A 10,361-nucleotide genomic window follows, 5' to 3' on the forward strand; every position below is an offset into this window, starting at 1 on the left:
CCTCGCCGCGCGGCCGGGCACCTCGGCGGCGTGACGTCCACCCGGTGCGCGCGGTCATGCCGCCGTTCGAGGTGGTGGACGCGGAGGTCACGACGGCGGGGGAGGACCGGTCGGGCCGGGGGTTCATGTCACGCCAGGAGAACCGGCCGGGCCGGGTCCGGCGGGTTCGGCGCCGGCAGGGAGGGGGTTCGGCCGGGACACCTCGGGCCGTGGCGGACACCGGACCGGTGACCGGACTTGCGGTCCAGGCGCCTGCTCAAGCGGACGGGGGCTTCGTTCCCGCAGATGGAGGAGCCTGCCGTAAGAGTTCCGTCAAAGCCGGGCCCGTTGCCGTAAGGGAGGTGTCAACGGTGACCGATTCCGGCCACGGAGGCGGTTTCCTCTAACCGTCCGTTCCCTTCGAACCTCATCCAGGAGCTCGCGATGGCCGATCCGGCCTTCGTCGTCACCACGGTCGCGGTGTTCGCGCTGGTGGCTCTCGTCGCCAAGGGGGTGACCAGGCTGTGACCGCCGAGAACATCGTCGGCCTGATCGTGGCCGTGTCCCTGCTGGGCTATCTCGTCCTCGCCCTGATCTTCCCGGAGAGGTTCTGAGAAGATGAGTCCCGTCCTCGCCGGCATCCTCCAGCTGCTCGCTCTGACAACGGCCCTGGGGCTCGCCCACGTCCCGCTCGGCGACCACATGGCCAGGGTCTACTCCTCCGACAAGCACCTGCGTGTCGAGAAGTGGATCTACAGGGGCATCGGTGCCGACCCGAACACCCAGATGCGCTGGCCCGCGTACCTGCGCGGTGTCCTCGGCTTCTCGGCCGTGAGTGTCCTCCTCCTCTACCTGCTCCAGCGGCTCCAGGGGCATCTGCCCGGTTCGCTCGGCTTCGCCGCGATCGACCCCGACCAGGCGTTCAACACGGCCGCGTCCTTCGTGACGAACACCAACTGGCAGTCGTACTCCGGCGAGCAGGCCATGGGCCACGTCGTGCAGACCGGCGGCCTGGCGGTGCAGAACTTCGTCTCCGCGGCCGTCGGTATCGCCGTCGCGGTGGCCCTGGTGCGCGGCTTCGCGCGCTCCCGCACCGGTGAACTCGGCAACTTCTGGTCCGACCTGGTGCGTGGCACCGTCCGCGTCCTGCTGCCGATCGCGGTGATCGGCGCGCTCGTGCTGGTCGCGTGCGGCGCGATCCAGAACTTCTCCGGCATCCACTCCGTCGGTCAGTTCATGGGCGGCTCGCAGGAGTGGAACGGCGGCGCGGTCGCGTCGCAGGAGGCCATCAAGGAGCTGGGCACCAACGGCGGCGGCTACTTCAACGCCAACTCGGCCCACCCCTTCGAGAACCCCACCCCGTTCTCCAACCTCTTCGAGATCTTCCTGATCCTGCTCATCCCGTTCGCGCTGACGCGCACCTTCGGCCGGATGGTCGGCAACCTGAAGCAGGGCTACGCGATCCTCGCCACGATGGCCACCCTCTGGATCGGCTTCACCGCGCTGATGATGTGGACCGAGTTCGCCCACCACGGTCCGGCCTTCGACATCGCCGGCGGGGCGATGGAGGGCAAGGAGAACCGTTTCGGCGTCGGCGGCTCGTCGATCTTCGCGGTGGCGACCACGCTGACCTCGACCGGTGCGGTGGACTCCTTCCACTCGTCCTTCACCGGGCTCGGCGGCGGCATCACGATGCTGGGCATGCAACTCGGCGAGATCGCTCCAGGCGGTACCGGCTCGGGCCTGTACGGCATGCTGATCATGGCGATCATCGCGGTGTTCATCGCCGGCCTGATGGTCGGCCGGACCCCCGAGTACCTGGGCAAGAAGATCGGTACCCGCGAGATCAAGCTCGCGGCCCTGTACATCCTCGTCACCCCGGCCCTGGTGCTCGTCTTCACGGCCGCGGCGATGGCCCTGCCCACCCCGGGCAACTCGATGACCAACAGCGGCGCGCACGGGTTCTCCGAGATCCTGTACGCCTATACCTCCGGCGCCAACAACAACGGCTCGGCCTTCGCCGGTCTGAACGCCGACACCCAGTGGTTCAACACCACCATCGGTCTCGCGATGCTCCTCGGCCGCTTCCTGCCGATGGTGTTCGTCCTGGCACTGGCCGGCTCGCTCGCCGAGCAGAAGCCGGTCCCGGCGACCGCGGGCACCCTGCGCACCGAGAAGCCGCTGTTCACCGGGCTGCTGGTGGGCGCGATCCTGATCATCGCCGGTCTGACCTACTTCCCGGCGCTGGCCCTGGGCCCGCTGGCCGAGGGGCTGGCGTCATGACCACCCGTACGGAGAAGCCAGAGGACCCGATGTCCACAGCCACCCCCACCCGGGCGCCGCACAGCGACGTGCCCACCGGCCACAAGGACGGAGGACGTGTCGGCGCGGGCCTGTTCGACCCGAAGCAGCTGCTGGAGTCGCTGCCGGACGCCTTCCGCAAGCTCGACCCCCGGGTGATGGTCAAGTCCCCGGTGATGTTCGTGGTGTGGATCGGCTCCCTGCTGACCACGGTCTTCTCCTTCAAGGACCCGGGCGACTGGTTCGGCTGGACGATCAGCGCCTGGCTGTGGCTGACCGTGGTCTTCGCCAACCTCGCCGAGGCCGTCGCCGAGGGCCGCGGCAAGGCGCAGGCCGACACCTTGCGCAAGGCCAAGACCGACACGGTGGCCCGCCGTCTCGTGGGCGACCGCGAGGAGCGGGTACCCGGCACCGAGCTGCGCATCGGCGACCTGGTCGTCTGCGAGGCCGGTGACGTCGTCCCCGGCGACGGTGACGTCGTCGAGGGTCTCGCGTCCGTCGACGAGTCGGCGATCACCGGCGAGTCGGCGCCCGTCATCCGCGAGTCCGGCGGCGACCGCAGCGCCGTCACCGGAGGCACCAGGATCCTCTCCGACCGGATCGTCGTCAGGATCACGACGAAGCCGGGCGAGACCTTCATCGACCGCATGATCGCCCTGGTCGAGGGCGCGGCCCGGCAGAGGACGCCGAACGAGATCGCGCTGAACATCCTGCTCGCCTCGCTCACGATCGTCTTCCTGCTGGCGGTGGCGACCCTGCCGCCGTTCGCGGACTACGCGGGCACGCACCTGACGATGGTCGTGCTGGTGGCGCTGCTGGTCTGCCTCATCCCCACCACGATCGGCGCGCTGCTGTCGGCGATCGGCATCGCCGGCATGGACCGGCTGGTGCAGAGGAACGTCCTGGCCATGTCCGGCCGGGCCGTCGAGGCCGCGGGAGACGTCTCGACGCTGCTGCTGGACAAGACGGGCACCATCACCCTCGGCAACCGCCAGGCGTCCGAGTTCGTGCCGGTGACCGGCACCACCGAGGCCGAACTGGCGGACGCCGCCCAGCTGTCGTCGCTGGCCGACGAGACCCCCGAGGGCCGCTCCGTCGTCGTCCTGGCGAAGGGGGAACACGGGCTGCGCGAGCGCCGGCAGGGAGAGCTCGAGGGCGCCGAGTGGATCGCCTTCACCGCCCGGACCCGCATGTCGGGTGTGGACGTCGACGGGCGGAAGATCCGCAAGGGCGCGGCCGGTTCGGTCGTCGCCTGGGTCCGGGAGCGGGGCGGCGAGGTGTCCCAGGACGCAGGCGCGCTCACCGACCGGATCTCCGAGGCGGGCGGTACACCGCTGCTGGTGGCGGTCGAGGACGCCGAGGGCGCCCGCGTGCTGGGCGTCATCCACCTCAAGGACGTCGTCAAGGACGGCATGCGCGAGCGGTTCGAGGAACTGCGGCGCATGGGCATCAAGACGGTCATGATCACCGGCGACAACCCGCTCACGGCGAAGGCGATCGCCGAGGAGGCCGGTGTCGACGACTTCCTCGCGGAGGCAACCCCCGAGGACAAGATGGCGCTCATCAAACGGGAGCAGGCGGGCGGCAAGCTCGTCGCGATGACCGGCGACGGCACCAACGACGCCCCGGCCCTCGCCCAGGCCGATGTCGGCGTGGCGATGAACACCGGTACGTCGGCCGCCAAGGAGGCCGGCAACATGGTCGACCTCGACTCCAACCCGACCAAGCTCATCGAGATCGTCGAGATCGGCAAGCAACTCCTGATCACCCGGGGCGCGTTGACGACGTTCTCCATCGCCAACGACGTCGCCAAGTACTTCGCGATCATCCCGGCGCTGTTCGCGGCGGTCTACCCGGGCCTGGACAGGCTCAACATCATGGGCCTGACCTCGCCGGACTCCGCGATCCTGTCCGCCGTGATCTTCAACGCGCTGATCATCATCGCGCTGGTGCCGCTGTCCCTGAAGGGCGTGCGGTACCGGCCGGTGAGCGCGGACAAGATGCTGCGGCGCAACCTGACGATCTACGGCATCGGCGGACTGATCGCCCCCTTCATCGGCATCAAGCTCATCGACCTGCTCATCTCCCTCATCCCCGGCCTGTAACGATGTGAAAGCGTGCTGATTCCCATGAACAACTCGGTATCGAACACCGCCCGGTTGCTGTGGGCGGGGCTGCGCGCGCTGCTCGTGCTGACGGTGGTGACGGGCGTGATCTACCCCCTGGCCGTCACCGGTGTGGCGCAGGCGCTCTTCGACGACAAGGCGAACGGCTCGCAGATCAAGGCGGACGGCAAGGTCGTCGGCTCGTCCCTGATCGGACAGTCCTACAACCTGCCGCTGAAGAGGGGCCAGGAGACCCCGGATCCCGACCTGAAGTGGTTCCAGGGCCGCCCGCAGAACGGGCTGGGCACCAACAGCGTCAACACCACCCGGTACAAGCTGATCCTGTCCGGTGCGACGAACCGGTCCGGTGACGACAAGGACCTGATCGACTGGGTGACCGCCGCCAAGGCCGCCGTCATCAAGGACAACTCGGTCGGCGGCTACACGGTCGAGCCCTCCGACGTACCCGCCGACGCGGTGACCTCCTCCGGCTCCGGCCTGGACCCCGACATCTCGCCCGACTACGCGGACATCCAGGTCCACCGGGTCGCCGAGAAGAACGGCCTGTCCGCCGCCCAGGTGCAGAAGCTGGTCGACGAGCACACCGACGGCCGCACCCTCGGCTTCATCGGCGAGCCCCGGGTGAACGTCCTGGAACTCAACATCGCGCTCAAGGACCTCGTGGCGAAGAGCTGATCACGTTACGCACACCACGCGGGAGCCGGCGGCCGGCCGACTCCCGCTGCCACAAGGCCGGTTCCGCAGGCACCGGCCCCCGTCCCCAGCAGGAAAGGCATACCCCGATGACCCGGTGCTGGTGGTGGAGGACGCCCCTCAGCTCGTCCGGGCCCTCGTGACCAACCTTCAGGCCCGCCGGAGCCGTCCGGCCGTGATGTGCGGCCGGGCGGCTCCGCTGCGCGTGCGGCGGTCACAGAGGGGCGGTCACAGAGGCTCGGGCACGCCGTTCGGCTTGGGGGCGGGGATCGTCTTGGTGAGGTCGGCGGGCAACGCCTGGGTGGCGGCCGATGCCGTCTCCCGGGCGAGGAAGGCGCCGAGTTCGCCGATGGTGCTCATGAGAGGTGCGGGGAAGACGACCGTGCTGTTCTTGTCCACGGCGATCTCCACCAGGCTCTGCAGGTTGCGCAGTTGGAGGGCCAGCGGGTGGGCCATCATCGTGTCGGAGGCGTCGCCGAGCGCGGACGCGGCCAGGGACTCGCCCTCCGCGTTGATGATCTTCGCTCGCTTCTCCCGCTCGGCCTCGGCCTGGCGGGCCATCGCGCGCTTCATGCTGTCGGGCAGTTGGATGTCCTTGAGTTCGACCAGGGTGACCTCCACGCCCCACTCGACGGTGGCGACGTCGAGGATCTCGCGGATGTCGAGGTTGATGCGGTCGGTCTCGGAGAGGGTCTCGTCGAGCGTGTGCTGTCCGACGACTTTCCGCAGGGTGGTCTGGGCGATCTGGTTGATCGCCGCGTTGACGTTCTCGACCGCGATGACCGACTTCACCGCGTCGACCACCCGGAAGTAGGCGACCGCGGACACGTCCACGCTCACGTTGTCCCGGGTGATGATGCCCTGGGACTGGATGGGCATGGTGACGATCCTCAGCGACACCCGGTGCAGGACGTCGACGAACGGGATGATGAACCGCAGCCCCGGATCCCGGGTGCCCACCAGGCGGCCGAAGCGGAACAGCACTCCCTGCTCGTACTGCTTGACGATTTTCACGGCCATCGCGAGCACCACGGCGACAACAACCGCGACGGCGACCAGAACGAAGATCAGGACTCCCATGTGCTGCTCCTCAGGAGGAGGACCACGTCGATGCCGCGCGAGGTCCCGGGAACGGGGTGGAGCGGCGGTGCGTGAGCCGCGGGGTGCCGGCACGCTGTCCATGTGCTCGGGCCGCCGTGAGAGCCGCGCTGTCACTTCGAGCGGGGGCGCGGGGATGCGGTACCGACCGCGGGCCCGCCGTGCGTCCAGTATCCCTCTCCGCGCGCGGACGCCGCTTGGGCCGAACGGCCCCGGTGTGCCGGGGGCCGCCCGGGGAGGTTCAGCCGTTGCCGGCGGGGGAGGGGAACGGTCCGCTCCAGGGTGGTGCCGCTGGGGCGGCCGGAGCGAGGGTGAAGGTTCCTGCCGGAGTCGTAGCCGTAGACGGTGTCGTGGACGTGATCAAGGGCGTGGAAGTCGGACTCTCCCGACAGGGAAAGGGACAGGGACTTCCGGCTCTTGTCGGCGTCGCTGCTCTTGATCAGCCCCTTGCCGCCGCCCACGAGTGTGGGTCGGCCTCGGGCGTCATGGGCGTGGACACCTTCGTGTGCGGCGACGTACAGGCGGGGCCAGGCGCGGGCTTCGGTCCTGGTCTCAGCGCACGGTGAGGGTGCCCTTCATGTTCGGGTGGATGGTGCAGACGTAGGAGTAGCTGCCGGTGGTGGACGGAGCGGTGAAGGTGGCTGTTGCGCCTGCTGCGATGTTGCCGGTGTCGAACGGCTTCTTGTCCCCGGTGGCGGTCACGGTGTGCGCGGTCGAGTCCCGGTTCACGACGGTGATCTTCGCGCCGGGGCGTACCTGAAGATCCGCCGGGCTGAACGTGAAGTTCTCGATCACGATGCGCGCCGCGGCGGGTCCGCCACTGGTCGCGGCCGGCGAGGAGCTCGAGGCGGGGGCGGTGCCGTTGCCGCCGTTTGAGCAGCCGGTCAGGGAGAGCAGGGCGAACACCCCTCCCATGGCGAGAGCGGTGCGGCCCCGGTGCGGACGGGTGAGTGACATGTGGGGCGGACCTTTCGGGCGAGGGCTGTGGGGGCGGAGCGCGGCCGTCGGTCGGCCATCGCGCTCAGGTTCGCCGTCCACGGCGGCGCTCGCCATGGCGGTACGGCCGTCCGCCTCGCCTGTTCGCCTGAAAGCCTGCGTGAAACCCGGGCCGTCCGCCTCGCCTGTTCGCCTGAAAGCCTGCGTGAAACCCGGCGCGACATGGGGCCGGTGCGGGTGCCGGCGGGGTGAGGTGGCGGCGCGGCGGAACAGGAGGGCCGCGGCGGTGGTGAGGGCGAGGAGCAGGGCGCCGGTTTCGTCGAAGGCGGGGGTGAGGGCTGCGTCGATGTCGATAAGAAGGCGGCCTGGGCCGTAGCCGGGTAGGGCGTGGGCCCAGGTTGGGGGCTGAGGGTGCAGCATCGGGCTCTGTTCGATGCCGATGTCGAGGAAGGGCACCAGGAAGGCGATCAGGACGTCCAGGAAACCCACGGGGCCGTCAGCTCCTTCCGCCCGGGCCCGGCTCGGGTGGGATGCACCGGGCGGGCGGCCGCGACGGTGGCGGGTGGCCATGCCGCCTCACCCACCTCCACCGAGATGGCCGCGAGCGCCTCCAGACGGCGTTCCAGGCGGCATCACCCCGGAATCAGGCCCTCGTCGGAGAGCAGTTCGCGCACCTGCGTGAGGCTGGTGTCCGCATCGGGCAGCACCAGATCGGACGGTGTGATCGTCTCGTCCGGCAGTGGTGTGCCGAGGCTGCGTACCGCGTCCAGCAGGGCTGACAGGGCGGCGGTGAACGCGGTCTCGTCGTCCGCGTCCGCGGCCGACTGCAGCGCCGCGTCCAGCTCGTTGAGCCGGTCCAGGTGCTCTTCGGTGATCTCGTACTGGCCCTCGCCGAGAATCCGCAGGATCATGACGTCGCCTCCTGGTCCGGCGGTGCCTGCCTGGCCCCGCCGCCCTCCACGGCCGGCGGGGTGGAAGCCGCCGGGAGCCGCGCCTTCATCATGGCCAGTTCCTTCTCCACGTCGCTGCCCGCGGTGACGCGCTCGAGTTCGGCCTGGATGTCGTCACGGCCGGCCGGCAGGGTGGCGTCCTCCAGCGCGCCGGAGGCGAGCAGTTCGTCCAGCGCACCGGCGCGCGCCTGCATCTGCTCGGTCTTGTCCTGGGCGCGCTGCATGGCCAGACCCACATCGCCCATCTCCTCGCCGATGCCGGTGACGGCCTCGGTGATACGGGTCTGCGCCTCGGCCGCGGTGTAGGTGGCCTTGATGGTCTCCTTGCGGGTGCGGAAGCTGTCGACCTTCGCCTGCAGGCGCTGCGAGGCGAGGGTGAGCTTCTCCTCCTGGTCCCGCAGCGACGCCTGCTGGGTCTGCAGGTCGGTGATCTGGGAGGCCACGGCGGTGCGCCGGGTCAGGGCTTCGCGGGCGAGATCCTCGCGCCCGGCGGCGAGCGCCTGCTGGGCCTGTCCCTCCAGCTTGCCGCCGGACTGCTGCAACTGGCTGATCTGCAGGTCGACGCGTTTGCGGCTGGTGGCCACATCGGCCACGCCGCGCCGCACCTTCTGCACCATCTGGAGCTGCTGCTCGTAGGAGTGGTCCAGGACCTCGCGGGGGTCCTCGGCCTTGTCCAGGGCCTTGTTCGCCTTGATCCGGAACAGGGCGGCGATGCGGTGAGCGATGCTGCTCATGACGGCCGCCTCCTCTCGACGGGGTGAGGAATCAGCCAGGCCACTCGGCGGACACCTTCAGGCTCCGGCCCGGCGGTCCGGGCCGCAAGCGGGACCCCTGGTGCTCCCAGCCGTCCTCGCCCCGCGGTACCCGGCGGGGCAGGGGCCAGCGGTCCCCACGCGGGGCCGGTCGGATCCCGCACCGGGTCCGCACCCCGGGAGCAGGCTCGACGAAGCCGACCAGCACCGCTGCGGCAGAGTTTCCTGCTCGGCGGCCGGCAGCCGGCGGCCTGTCCGGGCCGGCGTTCCGCGGAACCTCGACGTCGCCGGCCTGCTCTTCCGCCCCCTCCATGCGCTCACCCACGGCAGCGTGCGTTGCACGAGGGGGTGGCACGGGCGCAGGCTGCTTGATGACGAGGGGAGTCCTTCGATGCCCCAGCGCCCCGCCCACCGCAGAGGTGGATCGTCCGGTCCTCGGCTCGTACCCGACCTGCACCGGCGCCCCGACCTGCACCGGCGCCCAGCGCGCGGTCGGCTTTCTGTCCGACAGCAGATCCCCGATGGAACACACCGCGATCATCGGTTCGGACCTCCGCATGGTCGAGACCGTCCTCGGCCGCCTCACACGCGGACGGGCCGCCCTGGCCGGGGCCGGCACCTGGTTCGGGCTGCTGATCGGACTGCCGCTGTCGGTGTTCGCCGCAGGCAACCATCACGTCCTGGTCCTGGTCCTGGTCCTGATGCTGAGTGGTCTGGCCTACGGGGCCGTTTTCGGTGCGGTCTTCGGCTTCGCCGGTCATGCCCTCAGCGGCGGCCACCGCGACTTCTCCTCCCGCAGCCGGATCGTGGCCGCCCGATATGACGCGGTCGCCGACACCGAGGTCGCCGAGGAGGCCAAGAACCCGCTGATCACACTTGCCCGGCGGGAAGAGTGACCCGCTCTCGGCCTTGCCACCCGCGCAGCGCTGCGGACACCCCTGTCTCTCGCAAGGGCTTCGCCACCTGCCGGCCACACTCCAGGGGTTCGACGGCTTCGCCCCTCATTCGTCCCGCTCTCACCCGCTGAAGGAGGAGTGACCGTGCAGCACCACGCGGATCATCACGATCACGAAACGTCCGGACGCGAAGATCCCGGTGAGGAGCGGACCACGGCGGTCCTGGACGTGCGCGGTCTGGCCTGGGCGTCCCAGCAGAGCACCGTCGCCGCTGCGCTGGGCCGGCGGCCTGGCGTGCTTCAGGTCGAGGTCAACCCGGTCGCGCAATCGGCGACGGTCGCCTTCGACCCGCGGCGTACGTCACTGGCCGAGCTGCGCCGCTGGGTGACCGAGTGCGGCTACCACTGCGCGGGCCAGTCCGTGCCGTCCCATGTCTGCGATCCGATGGCCGAACCGGACCCTGCTGTCGAAGCCCCCCGAGCGATTCCTGAGAGCCAGGCCGCGCGGGTGGCCACTCCTAGCACACCCGCGGGCCACGTCGACCACGTCGACCACGTCGACCACGTCGACCACGTCGACCACGTCGACCACGTCGACCACGTCGACCACGTCGACCACGTCGACCACGTC

General features: G+C 70.0%; 10 protein-coding genes. 6 read left to right on the forward strand and 4 right to left on the reverse strand.

What is annotated here, in order from left to right:
* The first annotated feature begins 503 nt into the window (after nucleotides 1-503).
* From kdpF to ACH4N1_RS18885, 4 genes are read left to right on the forward strand one after another with little or no spacing between them, the layout of a single operon-like run.
* Nucleotides 504-593 carry a K(+)-transporting ATPase subunit F gene (gene kdpF / locus ACH4N1_RS18870; RefSeq protein WP_351775843.1) on the forward strand — a complete coding sequence of 30 codons (90 nt, stop codon included), beginning with the start codon at nucleotides 504-506 and terminating at the stop codon, nucleotides 591-593.
* Between the two features lie 4 nt (nucleotides 594-597).
* On the forward strand, nucleotides 598-2,262 hold the full coding sequence (gene kdpA / locus ACH4N1_RS18875; RefSeq protein WP_398098413.1) for a potassium-transporting ATPase subunit KdpA: 1,665 nt from the start codon (nucleotides 598-600) through the stop codon (nucleotides 2,260-2,262).
* Entirely contained in the window at nucleotides 2,259-4,385 is a 2,127-nt protein-coding gene (kdpB, locus tag ACH4N1_RS18880) for a potassium-transporting ATPase subunit KdpB (protein WP_398098415.1), read from the forward strand. Before kdpA ends, kdpB begins: the two co-directional genes overlap by 4 nt.
* 24 nt (nucleotides 4,386-4,409) lie before the next feature.
* Nucleotides 4,410-5,081 (forward strand): potassium-transporting ATPase subunit C, encoded by a 672-nt coding sequence (locus ACH4N1_RS18885; protein WP_398098417.1) that lies wholly within the window; start codon nucleotides 4,410-4,412, stop codon nucleotides 5,079-5,081.
* A gap of 246 nt (nucleotides 5,082-5,327) precedes the next feature.
* Here ACH4N1_RS18885 and ACH4N1_RS18890 read toward each other — a convergent pair whose 3' ends face one another.
* The 4 genes from ACH4N1_RS18890 to ACH4N1_RS18905 all read right to left on the reverse strand — a co-directional run bounded on the left by ACH4N1_RS18890 (nucleotide 5,328) and on the right by ACH4N1_RS18905 (nucleotide 8,817).
* A complete protein-coding gene (locus tag ACH4N1_RS18890) occupies nucleotides 5,328-6,179 on the reverse strand; it encodes a slipin family protein (protein ID WP_398098419.1) in 852 nt (283 codons plus the stop codon).
* Nucleotides 6,180-6,749: 570 nt separating this feature from the next.
* Complete coding sequence (locus ACH4N1_RS18895) at nucleotides 6,750-7,622, reverse strand: cupredoxin domain-containing protein (protein WP_398098421.1); 873 nt, start codon at nucleotides 7,620-7,622, stop codon at nucleotides 6,750-6,752.
* Nucleotides 7,623-7,765: 143 nt separating this feature from the next.
* Entirely contained in the window at nucleotides 7,766-8,044 is a 279-nt protein-coding gene (locus ACH4N1_RS18900; RefSeq protein ID WP_398098423.1) for a hypothetical protein, read from the reverse strand.
* The gene (locus ACH4N1_RS18905) at nucleotides 8,041-8,817 is read right to left on the reverse strand and encodes a PspA/IM30 family protein (RefSeq protein ID WP_398098424.1); all 777 of its coding nucleotides are present in this window, start codon (nucleotides 8,815-8,817) and stop codon (nucleotides 8,041-8,043) included. The genes ACH4N1_RS18900 and ACH4N1_RS18905 overlap by 4 nt, the downstream gene beginning before the upstream one ends.
* Nucleotides 8,818-9,356: 539 nt before the next feature.
* On the opposite strand from ACH4N1_RS18905, the gene ACH4N1_RS18910 reads away from it, so the two are divergent.
* Together ACH4N1_RS18910 and ACH4N1_RS18915 are read left to right on the forward strand one after the other, a co-directional pair.
* Entirely contained in the window at nucleotides 9,357-9,731 is a 375-nt protein-coding gene (locus ACH4N1_RS18910; RefSeq protein ID WP_398098425.1) for a hypothetical protein, read from the forward strand.
* 138 nt (nucleotides 9,732-9,869) lie between these two features.
* The coding region (locus ACH4N1_RS18915; protein WP_398098426.1) for a cation transporter at nucleotides 9,870-10,361 on the forward strand (492 nt) is incomplete at its 3' end.

Source organism: Streptomyces sp. NPDC017202, assembly GCF_044331705.1.
In the GTDB taxonomy this organism is placed as follows: domain Bacteria; phylum Actinomycetota; class Actinomycetes; order Streptomycetales; family Streptomycetaceae; genus Streptomyces.

Coding starts and splice junctions, on each gene's coding strand:
- ACH4N1_RS18900 (WP_398098423.1), bottom strand. CDS start 8,044: ATGATCCTGCGGATTCTCGGCGAGGGCCAGTACGAGATCACCGAAGAG.
- ACH4N1_RS18905 (WP_398098424.1), bottom strand. CDS start 8,817: ATGAGCAGCATCGCTCACCGCATCGCCGCCCTGTTCCGGATCAAGGCG.
- ACH4N1_RS18885 (WP_398098417.1), top strand. CDS start 4,410: ATGAACAACTCGGTATCGAACACCGCCCGGTTGCTGTGGGCGGGGCTG.
- ACH4N1_RS18890 (WP_398098419.1), bottom strand. CDS start 6,179: ATGGGAGTCCTGATCTTCGTTCTGGTCGCCGTCGCGGTTGTTGTCGCC.
- kdpB (WP_398098415.1), top strand. CDS start 2,259: ATGACCACCCGTACGGAGAAGCCAGAGGACCCGATGTCCACAGCCACC.
- ACH4N1_RS18910 (WP_398098425.1), top strand. CDS start 9,357: ATGGAACACACCGCGATCATCGGTTCGGACCTCCGCATGGTCGAGACC.
- kdpA (WP_398098413.1), top strand. CDS start 598: ATGAGTCCCGTCCTCGCCGGCATCCTCCAGCTGCTCGCTCTGACAACG.